17 protein-coding genes and 3 pseudogenes are annotated in these 20,847 nt (G+C 63.4%); 7 read left to right on the forward strand and 13 right to left on the reverse strand.

Annotated elements, in window-relative coordinates; translation table 11 throughout:
* Positions 1-282 precede the first annotated feature (282 nt).
* Both VIL88_RS18070 and VIL88_RS02350 read right to left on the reverse strand, forming a co-directional pair.
* A pseudogene (locus tag VIL88_RS18070) lies at positions 283-1,458 on the reverse strand (S8 family peptidase); the annotation flags it as partial.
* A gap of 127 nt (positions 1,459-1,585) precedes the next feature.
* The gene (locus VIL88_RS02350) at positions 1,586-2,287 is read right to left on the reverse strand and encodes a hypothetical protein (RefSeq protein ID WP_331985527.1); all 702 of its coding nucleotides are present in this window, start codon (positions 2,285-2,287) and stop codon (positions 1,586-1,588) included.
* Positions 2,288-2,455: 168 nt separating this feature from the next.
* Between VIL88_RS02350 and VIL88_RS02355 the strand changes: the two genes are divergently transcribed.
* The gene (locus VIL88_RS02355) at positions 2,456-3,898 is read left to right on the forward strand and encodes a hypothetical protein (RefSeq protein ID WP_331985529.1); all 1,443 of its coding nucleotides are present in this window, start codon (positions 2,456-2,458) and stop codon (positions 3,896-3,898) included.
* A gap of 50 nt (positions 3,899-3,948) precedes the next feature.
* Here VIL88_RS02355 and VIL88_RS02360 read toward each other — a convergent pair whose 3' ends face one another.
* Both VIL88_RS02360 and VIL88_RS02365 read right to left on the reverse strand, forming a co-directional pair.
* Positions 3,949-5,226, reverse strand: coding sequence for an NAD(P)/FAD-dependent oxidoreductase (locus VIL88_RS02360; protein WP_331985531.1), 1,278 nt, complete (start codon positions 5,224-5,226; stop codon positions 3,949-3,951).
* Positions 5,214-6,302: a polysaccharide biosynthesis protein gene (locus VIL88_RS02365; protein WP_331985533.1), complete on the reverse strand. Its 1,089-nt coding sequence runs from the start codon at positions 6,300-6,302 to the stop codon at positions 5,214-5,216. The genes VIL88_RS02360 and VIL88_RS02365 overlap by 13 nt, the downstream gene beginning before the upstream one ends.
* 316 nt (positions 6,303-6,618) lie before the next feature.
* Between VIL88_RS02365 and VIL88_RS02370 the strand changes: the two genes are divergently transcribed.
* The 3 genes from VIL88_RS02370 to VIL88_RS02380 all read left to right on the forward strand — a co-directional run bounded on the left by VIL88_RS02370 (position 6,619) and on the right by VIL88_RS02380 (position 10,116).
* Entirely contained in the window at positions 6,619-7,899 is a 1,281-nt protein-coding gene (locus VIL88_RS02370; RefSeq protein ID WP_331985535.1) for a sensor domain-containing phosphodiesterase, read from the forward strand.
* Between the two features lie 100 nt (positions 7,900-7,999).
* Positions 8,000-8,725, forward strand: a complete 726-nt coding sequence (locus VIL88_RS02375; protein ID WP_331985537.1) for a DUF4336 domain-containing protein — start codon at positions 8,000-8,002, stop codon at positions 8,723-8,725.
* Between the two features lie 71 nt (positions 8,726-8,796).
* Positions 8,797-10,116: a cytochrome P450 gene (locus VIL88_RS02380; RefSeq protein WP_331985539.1), complete on the forward strand. Its 1,320-nt coding sequence runs from the start codon at positions 8,797-8,799 to the stop codon at positions 10,114-10,116.
* A gap of 1 nt (position 10,117) precedes the next feature.
* Here VIL88_RS02380 and mce read toward each other — a convergent pair whose 3' ends face one another.
* The 6 genes from mce to VIL88_RS02410 all read right to left on the reverse strand — a co-directional run bounded on the left by mce (position 10,118) and on the right by VIL88_RS02410 (position 16,837).
* A complete protein-coding gene (mce, locus tag VIL88_RS02385; protein WP_331985541.1) occupies positions 10,118-10,540 on the reverse strand; it encodes a methylmalonyl-CoA epimerase in 423 nt (140 codons plus the stop codon).
* Complete coding sequence (scpA, locus tag VIL88_RS02390) at positions 10,537-12,651, reverse strand: methylmalonyl-CoA mutase (RefSeq protein ID WP_331985543.1); 2,115 nt, start codon at positions 12,649-12,651, stop codon at positions 10,537-10,539. Before scpA ends, mce begins: the two co-directional genes overlap by 4 nt.
* Before the next feature lie 171 nt (positions 12,652-12,822).
* Positions 12,823-14,805: an acetyl/propionyl/methylcrotonyl-CoA carboxylase subunit alpha gene (locus tag VIL88_RS02395; protein ID WP_331985545.1), complete on the reverse strand. Its 1,983-nt coding sequence runs from the start codon at positions 14,803-14,805 to the stop codon at positions 12,823-12,825.
* Entirely contained in the window at positions 14,802-15,080 is a 279-nt protein-coding gene (locus VIL88_RS02400; protein WP_331985547.1) for a DUF2442 domain-containing protein, read from the reverse strand. Before VIL88_RS02400 ends, VIL88_RS02395 begins: the two co-directional genes overlap by 4 nt.
* Complete coding sequence (locus VIL88_RS02405; RefSeq protein WP_331985549.1) at positions 15,061-15,297, reverse strand: DUF4160 domain-containing protein; 237 nt, start codon at positions 15,295-15,297, stop codon at positions 15,061-15,063. The genes VIL88_RS02400 and VIL88_RS02405 overlap by 20 nt, the downstream gene beginning before the upstream one ends.
* Positions 15,298-15,304: 7 nt before the next feature.
* Entirely contained in the window at positions 15,305-16,837 is a 1,533-nt protein-coding gene (locus tag VIL88_RS02410; protein ID WP_331985551.1) for an acyl-CoA carboxylase subunit beta, read from the reverse strand.
* A 254-nt stretch (positions 16,838-17,091) separates the two neighbouring features.
* On the opposite strand from VIL88_RS02410, the gene VIL88_RS02415 reads away from it, so the two are divergent.
* The gene (locus tag VIL88_RS02415) at positions 17,092-17,904 is read left to right on the forward strand and encodes a TIGR02587 family membrane protein (RefSeq protein ID WP_331985553.1); all 813 of its coding nucleotides are present in this window, start codon (positions 17,092-17,094) and stop codon (positions 17,902-17,904) included.
* Positions 17,905-17,912: 8 nt separating this feature from the next.
* The gene (locus VIL88_RS02420; protein WP_331985555.1) at positions 17,913-18,308 is read left to right on the forward strand and encodes a hypothetical protein; all 396 of its coding nucleotides are present in this window, start codon (positions 17,913-17,915) and stop codon (positions 18,306-18,308) included.
* A 63-nt stretch (positions 18,309-18,371) separates the two neighbouring features.
* On the opposite strand, the gene VIL88_RS02425 is transcribed toward VIL88_RS02420, so the two are convergent.
* The 3 genes and pseudogenes from VIL88_RS02425 to VIL88_RS02435 all read right to left on the reverse strand — a co-directional run.
* Entirely contained in the window at positions 18,372-18,671 is a 300-nt protein-coding gene (locus tag VIL88_RS02425) for a hypothetical protein (RefSeq protein WP_331985557.1), read from the reverse strand.
* A gap of 219 nt (positions 18,672-18,890) precedes the next feature.
* Positions 18,891-19,586: pseudogene (locus VIL88_RS02430) on the reverse strand (FadR/GntR family transcriptional regulator).
* Positions 19,587-19,783: 197 nt separating this feature from the next.
* Positions 19,784-20,182, reverse strand: a pseudogene (locus tag VIL88_RS02435) (alcohol dehydrogenase); the annotation flags it as partial.
* A gap of 104 nt (positions 20,183-20,286) precedes the next feature.
* Between VIL88_RS02435 and VIL88_RS02440 the strand changes: the two are divergent.
* Positions 20,287-20,724: a GNAT family N-acetyltransferase gene (locus VIL88_RS02440; protein ID WP_331985559.1), complete on the forward strand. Its 438-nt coding sequence runs from the start codon at positions 20,287-20,289 to the stop codon at positions 20,722-20,724.
* The last annotated feature ends 123 nt before the right edge of the window (positions 20,725-20,847 follow it).

Here is a 20,847-nt window from a genome sequence, read left to right on the forward strand (position 1 = left end):
GCTGTCAAATACTGCAATGTCGTTGGGGGCCAGGGCTGTGGCCAGGCCGTCACCAAAGGCCGAAGGCGCCACCAGCGTACTGTCGGCGAGGCTCGCGCGCTCACTGGTGACCACATTGTCTCCCGAGAGCACCGCGACCGAGCCGATGGGGCGAAGCGCTGCGGCAATATCGAGCACGCCATGGCCCCATTCGCCCGAATAGGAATGGGAAACGCCGTTGCCGAAATCGACGCTGCCAGCAACCGGTACGCCAAGCGCGGAAAACCAGCTGTTGTCGGCGCTGGCGAGGAGGCGCTTCGCCCATTCTTCCGAGCTGAGATCGGGAAAGGCTTCGGCAAGGAGCGCGACTGCGCCCGAAATCTGCGGCGCCACATAAGAGGTGCCCGTGCCGGTGGCGTAGCTCGTGTCCGACGCTGCGCTGGCGGCCCGCGTCGTGCCATCGCCGGCGATGCAGAAGCTTGCGGCAAGCCCGCATGGCGCTGACAACCGGATGGCCTTGGTGATGCCGCCCGTGGCATTCACCTCGAAATAGCCGTTCGCCGCCGCGATCCACGAGCCCTGCAGCCGCGGCTCGAAATACGGCAGGGTCGCCATGATATCGCCCGAGGCGATGGTGTTGTCATTGGACAGCGACCAAACGACTACGCCACCATTCTCGAAGGTGTCGAGCGCATCGATATAGGCCTGCCAGCGGTTGGTACCGTAATTGGCGACCACGCTGTTGAGTCCCTGCGCGACGCTCTGGCCCGGATTGGCATTGAGATGGTTCTGCAGAGTCGACGCTGCAACGTTGAAGCCCCACGAATTGTTCTGCGCCACGGCGCCCAGCGAGGCGGCGTGGAGCGTGCCTTGCGTGACATTGGCGATATCGAGTGTGCTGGCGCCGGTCGGATTGATCGCCGTCAGGTGGAGACTGGCCTCGGGCGCAACCCCGTGCATGCCGACGCCGTCGCGCTTGCCGGCAATCAGGGAGGCCACGTGCGTGCCGTGGTCCTTTACCGGCAGGACGCCGTTCTGCAGGATGCTCTTGCCGGCAAATTCCTGATGGGTGATGCGGAAGCCCTCGTCGACCACAGCGACGAGCTGATTGGCACCCCGCAGCCCCGACGACAGCGCTTCATGGAGGTTGTGTAGCGCATAGGCCTGTGACTGGTTGCCGGCCGGGGTCCCGGAAGTGGCGCAGCCTGCATAGGTGCAGTTGGCGTCTGCTGCGCGAAACTCTGCTGATGCTAAGATCTGCGCGGCGACGACCGGATCCAGGGCAACGCCGCGCGTTGCCCAGCTGGGTGTTACGGGCTGCGGACTGGAAGGTGGAACGGGGCTAGGGGTGGGCTGGACCGGCGCAGAGATGCTCGCCTGTGGCGGACTAGACGGTGCCGAGCCACCCGAGCAAGCGGCCAGGGCAAACGAGAGAGCCAGGGCAGCGATAAGCTGCGGCAAGCGAATGGGGGCAGGCATCGGCAGCAAGCGGTCCTTGATTAACCAGCATCACGCCCCCCGGCATCTGCGCGGCGCCTAGCATGGCGCCGCCCATACTGGTAATCACAATTGCCTCAGCTTCCGTTACCGGCCCCCCAGAACCGGGTCAGATCGCCTGCTTGATCGGTTCGGCCAGCCACTCGACGAACTCGGCGTCGACCGCATCGATCTGGTTGTTCATCTCGCTCACGATCTGCTCGACCTGGAGCGACAGCGCCTGTTCGCGGTTCTGCAGTTCTGCAGAGAGGGCCATGATGCGCTCGGCATCGGCGACGGGGATCTGGCTCATCACCAGTTGGCTTTCGGCGCAGAACTGGGCATAGCCAGCGTTGATCGTGCCGATCTTGACCGCGTTCATGTCGATCAGGGCGAGCACTTCGCTGGTCACTTCGGGCGGGCCGTCAGCGGGGAGATCCTCGATCATCGTGCCGGCTTCCACCACGCGTGCACGCAGCGTTTCCAGCGTCTCCTTGCCGGTGATGAGGGCGTGCGAGCGTACAAACTGCTCAGGTGCATAAAGGAAGCTTTCAAGACCGCTGAGATTGCAGCCGTCCTCGACGACGATATCTGCGGCAGCGCTGACCGCTGCCTCCAGCCGCACTGCCATGGTCTCCTGGAAGGTCTGGTTGAAGCGGGAGAAGGGTCCCAAAAATTGTTCCTGGGCCGCCAGCATACCCTCCTGGCGAAGCTGTTCGCGGGCCAACGCGGCTTCCATTTCTTCGGGGGAAAGGTCCTGCGCCGACGCGACGACGGTGCCGCCGCCATTGAGCATGAGGGCGATGAGAAGGGCGAGGCTCTTGTGGTTCATTTTCGGTCCGATGGCGGCTCTAGTTGTACGGTCTGTCGCGGGGGGCTGCGGGAGCCGGTGGCGGCGCGCCGTCTATGTCACCTTGCCGCGCCCCCGACCCCACCCATAAAGGTGGTGCGACTTCCCCGATGCGCCGCTATGCGACCGCGATACTGGATTGGGGATAGCATGCTTCGTTTTCTGAGTGCCGTCGGACTCGCATTGACTTTGGTCGCCACAGCGGCCGCCAAGGAAAAGACAGCCAGGGACGAGGGTGCGCCGCCCGCCGCCCAAGCTGCGGCCGGAGGCGGCGCCTATTTCGCGCCGGCAGAGGAATCGACCAGCGCCTCGCTCGCCTACCATGCCCAAACCGGACTGCAGGCGGCCTTTGTCGGCTTCGGTGAAGACAACAACGACCTGCTCTATTATGCGCAATGTACCGGTGAGGACTGCACCGACGACGCCTCCTGGCAGCGCGTGCCGCTCCCGCTGCCGGAGGCGGTCAAGGCGCAACTGGCGCTGACGCCCGAAGGCCAGCCGCGTATTCTCGGCGCCGGCTGGTCCGCCACTCAGGCCAATGGCACCAACTACTTCTTTGCCCAATGCGACCGCAATTGCCTTGAGGCGGACAACTGGCAGATCGGCAGGATCGTCTCCACTGCAGACGGGCTCATGTCCAACATCAGCCGCACCCGCCTACCCGAGCGCACCTTTGCCCTCGACGATGCGGGCCATCCGCGTTTCGTCGTGACCGACAGCAACTACCATATCGAGCCGGACCACTACGGCGCCTTCTTCATGGCCTGTGAGGTGGATTGCACCGAAGCCGCCAACTGGAGCGAAACCAATCTGGCCAACCAGGTCGGCTACAACACCGAAGCCTTCAGCTATCCCGTGCTCGCCCTCGGCCCCAATGGCGCCGCGCATGTGCTGGCCGGCGTTTATGCCTTCGACGAAAACGGCACCGATCTTGAAGACGGGCTCTACTACTACCAGTGCGAGACGGATTGTGCCGCCCGCGACAACTGGCAACGCACCCGCATCATGGCACAGGGCAGCGGTTCATATCCCAATCCGACCTGGAGCATGACGCTTTCCAGCACTGGCCTGCCCCGCGCGGCGCTCTTTACCGGCTATGGCGTTGACATCGAAGGGCTCGACCGGCAGCTGCTCTATATCTATTGCGATGCCGACTGCACCAAGGCCGAAGGCGAGAACTGGTTCGGCTATCCGCTCGGTGTCGGCGACGGCGTGGGAGAGAGCCCCGATATCCGGCTCGACAGCGGCGACGTCCCCCATATCGCCTTCACCACCGACCACTTCGAACTCGGCTATGCGGTCTGCACTGCCGACTGCGAGAACCCCGACAAGGCCGCCTGGTCCGCTGATCTTGCCGAGCCTTCGGCAAGGGCCGCAGCCGATCGGCCAACCGCCCTGCCCTTCACCTGCGACGGTGAGGTCTGGAACGGCATGGCGCCCAGTCTCGCCTTGCTCGCCGACCAGCCAATGGTGGCCTATGACCTGTCGGTCGAGGCGCGCTGCCTCTACAAGGAATACGACAAGCCCGAGATCACCTACGAATTCCACGAGATCTGGCGCGGCTCGCGCGTGCTGCGCCCGGCGCAGTCGTGAGCTGGCGCCGCCTCCGGCATCACGTCCGGCAGGCGGCGCCTTGATTGGAGCTAGCGCAGGCGTTGCGACAGGTCGGCCACCGGCGTGACTTCCGCGGCGGGAGCTTCGATAGGCTTGCCCTGGAAGGCGGCACCTGCCGTTGCTGCCCACAGGTGCCCGGTCAGCTGCGACAGGATCGGGAGCGCCCGTCGGCGCGACGGCATGTACCAGGCAAAGAACAGGATGCGGATCATCCAGGCGAGGCGGCCGGTGAACTGCAGCCGCCAGAGCTCGGTGATGCCACGCTGACCGGCAAGGCCGGCAGCCTGACCCAGGCCCTTAAAGTTGAAGCGCTTGAGCGACTGGCCCTTGAGCGCGCGGGCCACGTTGCGGCCAAGGCAATCGCCCTGCTTCATCGCCCAAAGCGCATTGGCTGGGCACGGCTCGCCGGTCACCGGATGCGGCACGGCCGCGATATCGCCGGCGACCCAGATGTTGTTCCTGCCGCTGACGCGCAGCGATTTGTCGGCAAAGATCTGCCCGGCCGCATTGCGTGGCAGCGCTTCGGTCCCTGGCAGCGTGCGGAAGCTCATGCCGGCGGCAACGATCGCCATGTCCGAAGACAGCGTCCTGCCGTCAGCCAATTGGACATGGTCATCCATGATCTGGGTGACCTTGGCGCCGCGATGCAACTGCACGCCCTGGTCGGCCAGCGTCCGTGTGGCCGTGTCGGCGATATGGTTGAAGTCGGGCCGAAGCGTCGGCAGGAGCTTGTCGCTCGACGACACGAGATGGACGTTGATCTTGCCACCCTGGTTCTTGCCGAAGCGGGCGGCGAGCGCCGATGCCGTTTCGACGCCGGCAAGGCCACCGCCGACCACCACGACATTGCGTGGGTCGGGCGCCGCACCGTTCCAGTTCTCGAGCTCGGCAACGAGCTTTTGCATGTCGCGCGTGTCCTTGACGCACCAGCCATGCTCGCTGAGGCCGCCGATGCGATCGAAAGGATCGCTCGATCCGGCTGCGATCACCAGATGATCATAGGCGAGCTGCCGCTCTCCCGCTTCCGTCCTGACGGTCAGCGTCTGCCCGCCCAGATCGGCCGCGACGACGTCGCCCTGCACGAAGCTCTCGCCCAGGATCGGCGCAAGCGGGGTCAGCGTGCTGCCGACGTCGAGGTCACCGGTCAAGACCTCGCCGGTCCAGCCATGGTAGGTGTGGTGCGGATCGCGCGAAACCACGATCAGTTCCACCTCCTTGCGCGCCAGCATGAGGCGCAGGCGCGAACGCATGGCGCTGAAGGCGTGGAGGCCGGCATAGCCGGCTCCCAGAATGACTACGCGGCGCATGACACGAGCTCCTCGGCCGGTGCTGCAAAAGTCTCGGTCGGGGTGGCATCGACGAGCCGTCCGAAGGAGCGGAACGGCGCGAGGTGGAAGCCGAGATGGCGGTATTCGTGTGCCAGTTGCAGAATGTGCTCGGCCTGGTCCACCTGCGCATCGCCCATGCAGAAGTGTCCCTTATGGCCCGACAGCGCCAGGAGCATAGTTTCGGCGAGGCAGGCATAGGCAAGCTTGGGAGCCAGGGCGATCGAACCGCGTAGGTTGAAGCCGGGGATCTCGACCAGACCGCCGTCGACGATAAGGACGTCCGGCCGCTCCTCGAGCAGCTTCTCGTCGGTATTGCGGGGCACGGTGTCGTCGAGCACGATGGCGCCGCGCTTGAGGTGTTCGCTGCGCAGCAAGGCATCGGGCGATGAGGTCAGCAGCACGACAAGGTCGGCCTCGGCGACATCGGCCATGTCGACACTGATAGCGACCTCGACATCGTCGCGTGCCACATCGGCAGCGAGCGCCTGCAGGCGGCCCTCATTGCGGGCAACAAGCAGCAGCCGCGCCGCGTGCTTGCGGGCATAAAGGCGCGTGAGGCAGCTGCCCACGCTTCCCGTCGCGCCGACGATGGCGATCAGCGGATCGCGTCCAAGGGTAGCGGTGAGCTTTTCCATGGCTTGCAAGGTCATGGCGGCGGTGAAGGCATTGCCGTTGGTGACCCCGACATCCTGGCGCTTGGCGAAAGCCTTGCCGCCCACCGAAGCGGGGGCCGTCAAGGCACCGAGCCCGACCACCGAGGCACCAAGGTCGCGTGCCAGGTCCACGGCCGCGCCGATGCGCGCCTGCACCTGCGTCCGCGGCAAGGTCAGCAATTGGGTGGGCGTGAGGGGAACAGTGATGATGCGGCCGGTCACCTGCCCCGGCAGGTCCACGCGCGACATCGTTCCGGTGACCATGGGCGGCACTGGGAGGTGCTTCAGCGCCGAACGCCACACCCTTTCCGGAACCAGGGAAAACGGACGCCCAAAGAGGATACCCATATCCTCGCGCAACGTGTTTCTCGGATGCACCAGGAACGCAAACTCAGACGCCATACCAACCCCCATTGGAGACGCCGCAACAGCCGGCGCCGCAAAAGAGCCTTAACATAGTTGTAAGCAAATTTTAACTAAATGTTAGGAATTCTAAACCCTTGGTTAATGCTAGGGTTGCTTGCAAGACTTCGTTAGGGATCGGGGCTGAAACTCAAAAGCGGTGCTTTGCAGCAATGATCGCTTAAAACTTCGTGTCTATGATAGAGTTAGGAAAATCCGCAGTGCGTCGCACCATACCGGTCGCGGCTGGCAGGTCACTCCTTGACCTCTCGCTTTGATCATCATCGTGCAGCCGCGGCTTAAGGCAGAGCTGTTCATGAGCGCAGACAAACCGGATATTCTGGACCTCAAGGGATTAACGGCCTCTCTGGACGAGAAGGCCGAGAATTCCCTCAAGAGGACGCTGGAGGCCATCCGCGTTCACCTGGGCATGGAAGTGGCCTATGTTTCCGAATTCGTCGGCGACCAGTCGGTCTTTCGCGAGGTCGATGCCCCCGGCTTCGAGAATGTCGTCAAGCCCGGCGACGCCATGCCGCTCGATTATGTCTACTGCAAGCACATTCTCGAGGGCCGTCTGCCCGAACTGATGCCCGATGTGCTCGACGTGCCGGCGGCCGCCAGCATGCCCTTCACCACCGACATGGGCATCCGCGCCCATATGAGCGTGCCCATCAAGCTTGCCGATGGCACCACCTACGGCATGTTTTGCTGCATCAGCACCGAGCCGCAGCCCTCGCTCAACCAGCGCGACCTCAACATGATGCGCGCGGTGGCCGAACTGACCTCTGTGCTGATCAGCCGGGAGATCGACGCCACCACCGAGTACCGCGGCAACCTCGAACGGGTGCAGCGGGTGCTCGACGCCAATGAACTCACCATTGTCGTGCAGCCTATCATGCAGATCACTGACAATCGGCTTGTGGGTTTCGAATGCCTGTCGCGCTTCAGCGGCGACGAGGATTGGGGTCCAGACACCTGGTTCAAGACGGCTGGCGCAGTCGGCCTAGGCAAGGACCTGGAACTACTGGCGGTCAGGAAGGGTCTTGCCCTGCTCGACCTCTTTCCCAAGGATCTCTATCTGTCCTTCAACGTCTCGCCGGAGACCATCCTGTCCGGAGAGCTCGACACGCTGATCCGCAAGGAATTCGGCCGGCGCGTCGTGCTCGAGATCACCGAGCACGCCAGCGTCGAGGATTATGGCGCGCTCTGTTCCGCCCTCAAGGGTCTCCGCTCCCGCGGCGTCAAGCTTGCCGTGGATGATGCGGGCGCCGGTTATGCGAGCCTCCGCCACATCCTGGCGCTGCAGCCCGACATCATCAAGCTCGACATTAGCCTCACGCGCAACATCCAGGACGACCTGGCACGTCACTCCCTTGCCGCAGCGCTGGTCCATTTTGGCCGTGACATCAAGAGCCAGATCCTGGCCGAAGGCGTCGAGACCGCAGCTGAACTCGAAGCCCTGCGCAAGCTCGGCGTACGGACGGCACAGGGATATTTCCTGGGTCGGCCCATGCCATACCTCGAAGCGCGCAAGCTGGTGCAGCAGCTCAACGGCGCCGATGGCGGCGACCCCGAGCCGGTTACCCGCAGCGCCTGATCCGGGACCGGTCTCTCACAGGTTAACCGCCTGAACGATGTTTCGCTGCAAGGGTTGCTGGGAACACAAGGATTGTTCCCGTGACCCAGCCGAGACAGCCGTGGCAGAGGTAACCTATCCGCCGCTCGACATTCCCAAGCCCCTGGCCGACGATCTGTGGATCGTCGACAGCGGACATCAGATGGCCGGCGCGCCCCTGCCGGTGCGCATGACGGTGCTGCGCCTCCCGGACGGCGCCCTGCTCCTTCATTCGCCTACGCGCTATACCCAAGCGACGCAGGCGGCCCTTGAACAACTCGGATCCATCACACACCTCGTAGCCCCCAACACCGCGCACTGGTCCTATATGAGCGAATGGCAGAAGCATGTGCCGGCCGCCACCTACTGGGCCGTGCCGGGGCTGCGCAAGCGCCGTGCTGTCGTCAAGTCCGGGTTGCGCCTCGACCATGACCTTCCCGGCCAAGCCGAGGAAGTCTGGCAGGGCGCCGTCAAATGCATCCTGGTCAATGGCCTCGGCATCAGCGAAGCGGCCTTGTTTCACCACCCTTCACGCAGCCTTGTCCTCACCGATCTCGTGGTGAACGTCGAAACCGGCAAGCTGCCGGTTCCCCTTTCGCTTGGCGCCAGGCTCGTAGGTTCGACGGCACCGCATGGCAAGGCGCCGATCTATGCCCGCATGGCCTTCAAGCTTGGCGGAAGCGAGGCCACCGAAGCCGCCCGGCGCATCGTGGCGCTGGCGCCCGACCGGGTGATCTTTGCCCATGGCCAATGCTTCGAACACGATGCCGCCGCGCGTCTCAAGGAGTCACTGTCCTGGCTGACCTGACCACGATGAACCAGCCCATCCCTACGACCCGCCTGCAATCGTCGGCACGGCATGTCTCCAGGGCTGGATGGATGGACACCGCGCGAGCCTTCCGCGATGTCCTGCTTCCCACTTTGGCCAAGGGCCCCTTGATCCGACGGCGCAAGGTCGTCGGACTGGCAGAGCGGGCCCATCTCGACGACAAGGCCGTCCGGTGCATGCAGGCGCTGCGCCGCAAATACGGGGCCGGTCCCCTCGTCCTGCCCATTCCGTTCCGCCCCCAGGCCCTTCTTCTGTCGGCTGAGGATGTGCGAATGGTGCTGGAGTATTCGCCCGAGCCCTTCGCCGCCGCGTCGCGAGAGAAGCAGTCAGCGCTCGATCATTTTGAGCCCGAGAATGTGCTCGCCTCACGCGGTGCGAACCGCGCCCAGCGCCGCGCGCTCAACGAGGCGACGCTGGAAACCAGCTGCGAGCGGCACTCCATGAGCGCCCTGTTTGCTCGTGTGGTGGACGAGGAGATGGAGCTGATCTCTGCAGCCGCCATCAGAAACGGCACCCTGGACTGGAACATCTTCTTTACTGGCTGGATGTGCATGGTTCGCCGCATCATGCTTGGCGACGCGGCACGGGATGACACGGCGCTGACCGACCTCCTCGAAAAGCTCCGCTACCGCGCCAACTACGGCTTCCTGCGCCGCCAGGCGCCCCGGCAGCGCCAGCAGCTGCTCGACCAGCTGGCGCAGTATGTGAGCCGCGCAGCGCCCGAAAGTCTGGCCGGGCAGATGGCCCGGCACTGCACCGATCCCGCGCAGATGCCCCACCATCAGCTGCCGCAGTATCTCTTTGCCTTCGATCCGGGCGCCATGGCGACCTTTCGCACGCTTGCCATGCTGAGTTTGGATCGGCGCTCGGCGGAGCTTGCGCGCGACGAGATCACCTCAAGCGCCGGCGAGCTGGCGCCCCGCCTCGAATTCCTGAGGGCCTGCCTCCTTGAAGCCTTGCGGCTATGGCCGACCACACCGGCAATCCTGCGGGAGACAACAGGTCCGGTAAAGTGGGCCCAGGGGCAGCTTGATCGCGGCACCCAGGTGATCGTCTTCACGCCGTTCCTGCATCGCGATGACGAGACGCTGGCCGATGCCCACCGCTTCGAGCCCAGCCGCTGGCTGAACAGCATAGCCAAACCCGAACTCGGCCTCGTGCCTTTCAGCCATGGCCCCGTGCAGTGCCCGGCAGCACACTTCGTGCCGATGATCGCCTCCCTGGCGCTCCGGTCACTCATGAGCGGCCTCGATGTCGCGGTCCTGGAGGCGGAGCGCCTTCCTCTGGCGCGGCTTCCCGGAACTTTCGACAACTTCACGCTGAAGTTCACAGTGACCCGCCGCTTGGACGAACCGACAACTGTTGCCTGAACTAGCCTGCGCTGCCTGAAGCCACTTCCTCCAGCTCGATCAACGTGCCGTCGAAATCTTTGGGATGGAGGAATAACACCGGATTGCCATGGGCACCGGTCTTGGGCCTGCCATCCCCCAGCACCCGCGCGCCGCCAGCGCTGAGCCTTGCCGCGGCGGTCGCGATGTCGGGGACTTCGAAGCAGACATGGTGCATGCCCCCAGCCGGGTTTTTCGCGAGGAAGGCTGCAATGGGCGAGTCCTCGCCAAGCGGCTCCAGCAGTTCGACCTTGCTATTGCCAGTGTCGATAAAGACCACGGTGACGCCATGCTCCGGAAGCGGCTGGGGCGGCCCCACATCGGCACCGAGGAGGTCGCGGTACCGCGCGACCGCCGTCGGGAGGTCGGGCACGGCAATGGCGATGTGGTTGAGACGGCCGATCATCGGTTCGAGAGCCTTCCCTCGATCTGGTTGAGCACCGAGAAGGCGGCGTCGAGCACATTGGTGCCAGGGCCAAAGATCGCCGCAACGCCTGCCGCGTAGAGGAAGTCATGATCGGGCTCCGGAATGACGCCGCCGACGACGACGGTGATGTCGCCGAGCTCGCGCGCCCGCAGCGCCTCGATCAGTTCGGGCACCAGCGTCTTGTGGCCCGCGGCCAGCGAGGAAACGCCCACCGCGTCCACGCGGAGCTGGTCAGCATGGGCGGCCACTTCCGGAGCGGTTTCGAACAGGTCGCCCATATGGACGGTGAAGCCGAGATCGGCAAAGGCCGAGGCAATGATCTTGGCGCCGCGGTCGTGCCCATCCTGACCCATCTTGGCGATGAAGATGGAAGGCGCGCGGCCCCGCGCCGCTTTGAACGCTTCGACCCGATCCGCAACCGCGCGCAGCTGCGGATCATCGCCATAAGTGCCGGCATAGACACCCGAGATGACCTTGGTCACGGCACGATGGCGGCCGAACACGTCTTCGAGGGCGGCGGAGATTTCGCCCAGGGTGGCGCGGGCGCGCGCCGCCTCGATGGCGGCTTCGAGGAGATTGCCCTCGTCCTTGGCGGCGAACTCGCGCAAGGCCGCCAGCATCGACTGGCACCGGGCTTCGTCCCGGGTGGCACGGATATGCTCGAGCTGCGCGATCTGCTCGGCCCGCACCTTGGCATTGTCGATCTGGCGGACATCAATGGCCTCCTCGGCGTCCACCCGGTAGCGGTTGACGCCGACAATGACCTCCTCGCCCCGGTCGACCCGCGCCTGGCGCAGCGCCGCCGCCTCCTCGATGGCAAGCTTGGGCGCGCCGGACTGGACAGCCGCCGTCATGCCGCCCTGCGCTTCGACCTCGGCGATCATTTCCTGGGCCTTAGCGACGAGCTCAGCCGTGAGCGCTTCCACGTAATAGGAGCCCCCGAGCGGGTCGACCACGTCGGTGATGCGCGATTCATGCTGGAGGATCAGCTGCGTGTTGCGCGCGATGCGGCTCGAGAACTCGGTTGGCAGCGCAATGGCTTCGTCGAAACTGTTGGTGTGCAGCGACTGCGTGCCGCCCAAAGTCGCAGCCAGCGCCTCGATCGTCGTGCGCACGATATTGTTATGCGGGTCCTGGCTGGTCAGCGACACGCCCGAAGTCTGGCAATGGGTGCGCAGCATTTTCGAGCGCGGATCTTTGGCGCCCAGATCGGTCATGATCCCGCTCCACAGCTGCCGGGCGGCGCGCAGCTTGGCAACTTCGAGAAAGAAGTTCATGCCGATGCCGAAAAAGAAGCTCAGCCGGCCGGCAAAGGCATCAATGTCGAGCCCCCTGGCCTGTGCCGCGCGGACATAGTCCATCCCGTCGGCCAGCGTATAGGCCAGCTCCTGCACCGCCGTCGCTCCGGCCTCGTGCATGTGGTAGCCCGAAATCGAGATCGAATTGAACCGCGGCATGTGCCGGGCCGTATGGACGATGATGTCACCCACGATCCGCATCGAGGGTTCGGGCGGGTAGATATAGGTGTTGCGGACCATGAACTCCTTGAGGATGTCGTTCTGGATGGTCCCTTCCAGTTGCTCCTGCCGCACACCCTGTTCCTCGGCGGCGACAATGAACATGGCCAGCACCGGTATGACGGCGCCGTTCATGGTCATCGAGACGCTCATCTGGTCGAGCGGAATGCCGTCGAAGAGGATCTTCATGTCCTCGACGCTGTCGATGGCAACACCCGCCTTGCCGACATCGCCCACCACGCGCGGATGATCGCTGTCATAGCCGCGATGGGTGGCAAGATCGAAGGCGACGGAGAGACCCTTTTGGCCCTTTTCCAGCGCCTGGCGGTAGAAGGCATTGCTCTCGCGGGCGGTCGAGAAGCCCGCATATTGGCGAATGGTCCAGGGGCGATTGGCGTACATGGTCGCCCGTACGCCGCGGGTGAACGGCTCCGCGCCGGGAACCTCGCCATCGGCGCCGAGATAGACCGGGCTGACCCGGATGCCGCCATAGTCGCGATCGAGCGCGGACAGCGGCGTGTCGCGGAGCTCGCGCTGCGCGAGGGCGGTCCATTTGTCGTGAGCGTCAGACATGGGGCCACTCCGAAGATCGCGTGTGTGGCACCCCCCACCCCGGCCCTCCCCGCGAGGGGGAGGGAGCCAGTCCAGTGTGCGCCGCCCACGCCTGCCCCAAACTGGATGCGGCTCCTCCACCCTTGCGGGGGAGGATGGGTTGGGGGGAGGGTTGCCACGATGCCATCATCATCACACCGCCTCGAATTCCAGCATCACCGCATCGACCGCCAGCACGGCGCCGGGCGCCACATGCACCTTGCTCACCCGCGCCCGCTTTTGCGCCTTGAGTACGTTTTCCATCTTCATGGCTTCGACAATGGCCAGCGTCTGCCCGTCCTCGACCACGTCACCTTCCGCGACATCGATGCGCACCACCTGCCCGGGCATGGGGCAGAGGAGGAAGCGGCTCATGTCAGGAGGTACCTTGACCGGCATATATTTCAGATACTGCGCAACATGCGGCCGGAGCACCATGACCTTGAGATCGGCGCCGCGATAGCGGATGCGAAAACCGGAAGTCGTCGGCTCAACCTTGAGCAGGGCCTGCCGGCCACTCGACCAGTCAAGCCGCGCCAGCGTCTGCCCCGGCTCCCAATGGAGGCGCACCGCTTCGGAGCGCCAGTCGAGGTCCACAACGGTTTGCTGCCCGTCCTGGTGCAGCGTCACCGCTTCGGCACGGTCTTCGATCTGCACGTGCCAGCGGCTTTCCGCCTCGATGCCGCTCCGTCGTCCCTCGCGCCGCGCCATCAGCAGTGCCGCGGCGGCCACCACGTCAAAACGGTGCTGCTCGGCAAGCTCGGCTCCAGTAAATCCTTGGGGAAACTCCTCGGCGATATAGCCGGTCGTCAGGCGTCCCTCGCGAAACCGCTCCTGCTCCATGACAGTGGAGAGGAACGGGAGATTGCTGCCGACACCTTCCACTTCAAACCGGTCCAGCGCCACGGCCATGGCATCGATGGCTTCAAGCCTAGTCGGCGCCCAGGTGCACAGCTTGGCGATCATCGGATCATAGAAGGTCGAGATCTCGCCGCCTTCGAGAACCCCGGTGTCATTGCGCACCACCAGCGTCTCCGAATTGCTTTCAGCCGGCGGCCGGTAGCGCGTCAGTCGGCCGGTGGACGGGAGGAAGTTGCGATACGGATCCTCCGCATAGAGCCGGCTCTCGATCGCCCAGCCATTGCGCCGCACCTCATCCTGCGTCAGCGGCAGCTCTTCGCCATTGGCGACACGCAGCATCAACTCGACAAGGTCGAGCCCGGTGATCAACTCGGTCACCGGATGCTCGACCTGGAGGCGGGTGTTCATCTCGAGGAAATAGAAGTTGCGGTCCTTGTCGACGATGAATTCCACCGTCCCCGCACTGGTGTAGCCAACCGCCTTGGCCAGGGCGACGGACTGCTCGCCCATTGCCCTGCGCGTCGCTTCATCGAGGAAAGGCGACGGCGCTTCTTCGATCACCTTCTGGTTGCGCCGCTGGATCGAGCATTCGCGCTCGTTGAGATAGAGCACGTCACCGTGGCTGTCGCCGATGAGCTGGATCTCGATGTGGCGCGGTTCGGTGACGAACTTTTCGATGAAGATGCGATCGTCGCCGAAGGAGCTTGCCGCCTCGGACTTGGAGCGTTCGAAGCCCTCGCGCGCCTCCTCATCGTTCCAGGCAATGCGCATGCCCTTGCCGCCACCGCCGGCCGAGGCTTTGATCATCACCGGATAGCCGATGGAGCGGGAGATGGTGACAGCCTCCTCGGCGTCAGCGATGAGCCCCATGTGACCGGGCACCGTGGAAACGCCTGCCGCGGCGGCCAGCTTCTTGCTGGTGATCTTGTCGCCCATCGCTTCGATAGCGCTGGCCGGAGGCCCAACGAAGGTAATCCCGGCCGACTCGAGCGCGGCCGCAAAACCTGCGTTCTCGGACAGAAACCCGTATCCCGGATGCACCGCCTGCGCGCCCGTGTCCTTGCAGGCCCGGATGATGCGCTCGATCTGCAGATACGAATCCTTGGCCGGCGCCGCCCCGATATGCACCGCCTCATCCGCCATCCGCACATGCAGCGCGTCTCGGTCAGCATCGGAATAGACGGCCACCGTTGCGATGCCCATCCGCTTGGCTGTTTTAATCACCCGGCAGGCAATCTCGCCGCGATTGGCAATGAGGACTTTGGTGATGGTCATTCCGCCGCTAGTCCCGGCTCGTGCGCTTCCGGCGACTTCCAGCCTCGCAACATGCCGGCAATACTGAGGTCCTCGTCCAGGTCCGGCCAGTGGATGCCGCTGAACATCAATTCCAGGTTGTTGCGCTGCTGGTGCGAAGCCCGATGAAGGCTGGGATACCACCAGAGCGGTGTGATGATCTCTCTCCCGTCCACCAACTTTACGTGGAGGTTCACGTCGTCGCACCAGGCAGAGGCAGGAGCCTGGGCTTTCATTTCAGCGTCCGAAGCTGTCATGCCAAATCTCCAGAAGATGGTTGCGCTGCTCGGCCGTTACGGAAACAAGGTTCCGCAGGTCGGCAGGCGCGTAGCCGTGGTTATAGGCCACTTCCAGGCTGTTGAGCCAAATCTTGCATTCCTTGCCGTCCTTCCAGATGTGGACATGCGGCGGCTCGGAGCCATCGGCAAGGTACCAGAAGAAGCGATGACCTCGCCAACGGAAGACGGTGGGCATCGTTTCCTCACAACGGAATATTATCGTGCTTCTTCTTCGGTCCATGCGCACTCTTGTGCCGCAGCGTCGAGAACGCCCGGATCACCCGCCGGCGCGTACCATGCGGCATGATCACGTCGTCGATGAAGCCGCGTTCGGCCGCGACGAAGGGATTGGCGAAGCGGGCTTCGTAATCCGCCGTGCGCTTCGCGATCTTGTCAGGGTCGCCCAATTCGGAGCGGTAGAGGATTTCCGTCGCGCCCTTGGCGCCCATGACGGCGATCTCGGCTGACGGCCAGGCATAGTTGACGTCGGCCTTGATGTGCTTGGAGGCCATCACGTCATAGGCGCCGCCATAGGCCTTGCGCGTGATGACGGTGACCAGCGGCACGGTGGCTTCCGCATAGGCAAATAGCAGCTTGGCGCCATGCTTGATGATGCCCCCATATTCCTGCGCCACGCCGGGGAGGAAACCGGGCACGTCGACAAAGGTCAGGATCGGGATCTCGAAACTGTCGCAGAAGCGGATGAAGCGCGCCGCCTTCTTGGAGGCATTGATGTCAAGGCACCCCGCCAGCACCAGCGGCTGGTTGGCGACGACGCCCACCGTATGCCCGTCGAGACGGATGAAGCCGCACAGGATATTGCCGGCGTGATCCTTCTGGATCTCGAGAAATGCGCCCTCGTCGGCCACCTTCTCGATCACCTCGCGCATGTCATAGGGCTTGTTCGCGCTGTCGGGGATGATGGTATCGAGCGACAGGTCATCCCGATCGACCGGATCGTGCGTCGGCAGGCGCGGCGGCTTCTGCCCCGCCGCCAGTGGCAGACAGCCAAAGAGCCGCCGCACTTCGAGCAAGGTCTCGACGTCGTTGTCGAAGGCCGCGTCGGCGACCGAGGAGATTTTTGTATGGGTGGAGGCCCCGCCCAGCTCTTCCTGCGTCACCGTCTCATTGGTCACGGTTTTCACCACGTCCGGACCGGTCACGAACATGTAGCTCGTGTCCTTGACCATGTAGATGAAGTCGGTCATGGCCGGCGAATAGACCGCGCCCCCCGCACATGGCCCCATGATGACCGAGATCTGCGGCACGGCGCCCGAGGCCTGCACATTGCGCCAGAACACGTCGGCATAACCGCCCAGCGACGCCACGCCCTCCTGGATGCGGGCACCGCCTGAATCGTTGAGCCCGATCACAGGCGCGCCGTTCTGCATCGCCAGGTCCATGATCTTGCAGATCTTCTTGGCATGGGTTTCGCTCAGCGAGCCGCCGAATACAGTGAAATCTTGCGAGAAGACGTAAACCAGCCGCCCATCGATGGTGCCCCAGCCGGTAACCACGCCATCGCCGGGAATGACCGTATCGGCCATGCCGAAATCGGTGGCCCGATGGGTGACGAACATGTCGTATTCTTCGAAAGAGCCGGGATCGAGCAGCACATCGAGCCGCTCGCGGGCTGTCAGCTTGCCTTTGCCATGCTGCGTGTCGATCCGCTTCTGCCCGCCGCCCAGCCGCGCCTGGGCGCGCTTGTCTTCCAGCTCGGCAATAATCTCACGCATCGCGAACCTATGGGTTACTACGGGTCGGGCCAACGCCCTTGCTGTCGCATTAGGAACCAGCAGCGGCCCCGATGGCAATAGGCGCCAGAGAATGTCGCATGACTTCCGCCCTTGCTTTACATCCCCGCCAAACGCTGGCTCTATCCCGCCCGGAAATGCCCATGCGCAGGAGATTTGATTGTTAGCAGACAGGGTTAGGAACTCTCTTCCTTCTGTCCACCTCGCGCGCGCCGCTGCTTTCCGGATGCGAAGCAATGGCTGATCGGCCCGAATTGCGGCTGGCCATCAGCATCAGCCGGGCGTTTGGCGGCGCACTGATCTTCTCGCTGCCCGTGCTCATGACCATGGAGATGTGGGACCTGGGCTTCGTCATCGATCGGATGCGGCTCGTCCTGCTCCTGGGTGCAAGCTTTCCGCTGCTGATGTTTCTGTCCCACTATTCGGGCTTTGAAAGTACCTGGGGCTGGCAGGAGGACCTGCGCGACGTCGCCATCGCCTATGGCGTGGGCATAGCGACCGCCACTGGAGCGCTGCTGGCCCTGGGCGTCCTGCATCTCGACATGAACCCGTCCGAGTTCATCGGCAAGATCGCCATCCAGGCCATTCCCGGCGCCTTGGGCGCACTCCTCGCGCGCAGCCAGTTCGGCAAGGACGGCAAGGATTCCGAGGAGGACGACACCCTTTTGAGCGAACTCGGCGTCATGGCTGCCGGCGCCTTGTTCTTGTCGCTCAACGTCGCGCCGACTGAAGAAATGGGCCTCATCGCCTACAAGATGACCGCCTTCCACACCGCCCTGCTTGTCCCAATCACGCTGGTGATCATGCATGGCTTTGTCTACGCCAGCGAGTTCACCGAGAAGGACCGACTGCATGATCGGCTGAGCGGCTGGAGCGCATTCTTCAAGTTCACCGTCACCGGCTATGCCCTGTCGCTCCTGATCGCCGCCTATCTTCTCTGGACCTTCAACCAGTTCGAAGGTCTTTCCTTCGACCAGGTTATTCGCGTGAGCATCGTCCTTGGCCTGCCGGCCTCCATCGGCGCGGCTGCTGCGCGCATCATTCTCTAGGAGCGGCCATGAACGACACATCCGGCGCGAAAAAGCAGGCCGACCGCCGCAGCGGCGTCCTCGAATGGTCCATTGCGGCAGCCAGCGGTCTGGCCGTCGCCGTCCTCTTCGGCTTTCTGCTCTTTGAGGCGCTGACCGCCTCCGATGCGCCACCCACCTTCACAACCCATCCGGCCTTCATTCGCGAGGCTGGAGGGCTGTACTACGTCACCGTTACGGTCAATAACGATGGGCCAAAGGCCGCAGCCGACGTCACCGTCACCGGCGATCTGCAACAGCAGACCGCTTCGGCAACCCTCGACTACGCCCCGGCGAATTCGCAGTCGGAGGTGACCCTGGTCTTCTCAGAAGCGGTGGAGCAAGAGGCCCTACGCTTACGAGTGGAGAGCTTCCGCGAACCCTGATCCCAACAGGGGTGACAAGCTGGGCTCAGTCGGTCAGGCACAAGCGCTCACCGCTTTTCGCAGCTACTCGCCCACAGTCAACAGCGGGTCGCGGCATAGGTCCACCGTAGGCCTGAACTCGGCCGGATTGTCCTTGATCCTTACCAGCACCTCGACGGTCTGGCACTGCTGGAGCGACAGGTCGACCCGTCCAGCCTGCCCCGGCGCGATCGGCACGGTATATGTCCCGACAACGACCTCCGTCTTCTCGGGGAACACACTGATGCTCTCGACCGTGTCCTGTGACGTATTCTCGACCACAAGACTCAAGGGCTGGGCGAAGGCAGGGGTCGACAAGGCCATCAAGATCAAAACTGCGCGCATATCATCTCCAAACCACCATCGGGCACCGCGTACACCCATAACACCATGCGTGTGCCGGAGGATCCTTTTCGAACAGCTAAACCTCTATGTAGCGGATGCGTCTGTGGCGCCATCCAGTCTGCCTTTCGGCCGCTCCAGGCGGACAAAAAAGGGTTTGCGACCAAATGTGTGACCGTCAGTCACCCAGTGCGCCGTCGAGACGCACCGGGCTGCGAACGACTACTTCAGCGAAAGATCAAACGTCTTGTCCTCGAACAGGCGATTGCGTGAACTTTCTATGTGGCGACGCATGCGGTCGCGGGCCAGCTCGGCGTTCTGATCGCGAATGGCCTCGAAAATGCTCACATGTTCCCCGAAGACGTGCTCGAGCCCAACGGCGCGGTCATTCATCAACGACCTGCCATGCAGGCGCATGCCGACATAGATATGCTCACGAAGCGCCTTCATGGAGGCTTCTTAATAGTGGTTGTTGGAAGCTGCCGTTATAGCCATGTGGAAGGCGAAATCAGCATCTTCACGGTGGCTATGCTGGCTTGTCGCATCGCTCGGCAGTGACAGCACCTTGTTCAGCTCATCCAGTCGCGCCTGATTGCGGCGCTGCGCGGCATAGAAGGCGGCATCGGGCTCGATGGTCAACCGAAACTCGTAGCAGCGCTGAATGTCGGCAATAGTTTCGACCGGAGAATAACCAAGATTGGTACGTTGCTCACGCGGGCGCACGAAGCTGCCGGCACCCTGGCGCGAATAGATCAACCCTTCGGAACGCAGGCGTTCGAGTGCCGCCCTCAGCACCGGACGCGAGACGTCGAGCTCCACAGCCAGGTCATTCTCCGACGGCAGGCGCTGGTCGGCAGCATAGGAGCCGTTGGCGATGCGGCTATGCATGACGTGATAAACGCGATCGGCCAGCAGCATGCGGGCGCCGCCGGCCCCTGGCTTGCTGCGTTCCGAGATACGACGCTCCGAGCGCTCCACAACAATTCTCCCGCTCCTGTTGCGCCTGTTGTTTACAACAGGATCAGCGCACGATGCCACAATTCAGTAGACGAAAACAAAGGTTTACCCGGTCGAGACGGCTTAATTCGTTACAGGCGGGCTGCCAAGCTGCGGAGCTAGAGGGCGGCGCGATAAATCGCTTCGATCTCGGCGACGCTAAGGTCACGGGGATTATAATCGAGCAGACGCCTAATGGCATGGGCCTGCTGCGCCATGCGGCCGAGCGCATCCTCGGTGACGCCATGCTCGCTCAGTTGCATCGGTAGGCCAAGGCTGCGGCAATAGACAATGGCGCTGTCGAGCAGCGCCGCCTCGCTGCTGTCGTCGAGGCCGAGCGCTTCGCAGATGGCCTTGGTCTTTTCCGGCGCTGCAGCGGCATTTGCGGCCAGCACATGCGGGAAGATCAGGGCATTTGCCGCACCATGTGGAATGCCGAACACTGTACCCAGTGGATAGGCCACGGCATGGCCTGCTGTCGTATTGACGGGGCCCAGGCAGACCCCACCGTAAAATGCTGGACAAAGTGTGAAACGGTTTGGCCTCGCAGCTCCTGGATAGGATGAGTTCAAAAGCGGACACTTCCACAAGCGTCGCCCTGTTCTCCAGAGTATTGGATTAATTGACCATCATCATCCGCAATGCTGCAGAAGACGACATCGCGGCGATTTTTGAAGTTCGGACGAGCGTTAGGGAGAACCATGTCTCCGTCGAACAGATGGCAGCGATGGGCATCACGACCGACACGATCTGCCAGGCTCTACGTGACGAGCCGTGCATATGGGTCGCCGAACGTGATGGCCGCATAGTTGGGTTCTCGATGGCGGATGCAGCGGATGCCAGTGTATTTGCTCTGTTCATCCGTCCGGATTGGCAAGGGCACGGCATTGGAAGCGTTCTGATGGAACGAGCAGAAGCGTTTCTGTTCCAACGTCATGCGTCTATCTGGCTCGGAACGGATGCATCTACCCGTGCGGCCGGTTTCTATGAACGACGTGGATGGAGGCGGATGCAAATACTGGATTCGGGAGACACGCGGTTCGAGAAGTTCCGCCCCTAAACAGATCAAGAAGACGAACGACAGCTTTAGTGCCAAATTACTCTCGGCGAATGACCAGGTTGGGTCGGGAGTTGCTGATCAGCGCTGTCTCAACTCCTGAACTCCTGGCATTCGGGCACCGGC

The organism is Devosia sp., assembly GCF_036563435.1.
Classification (GTDB): Bacteria; Pseudomonadota; Alphaproteobacteria; order Rhizobiales; family Devosiaceae; genus Devosia.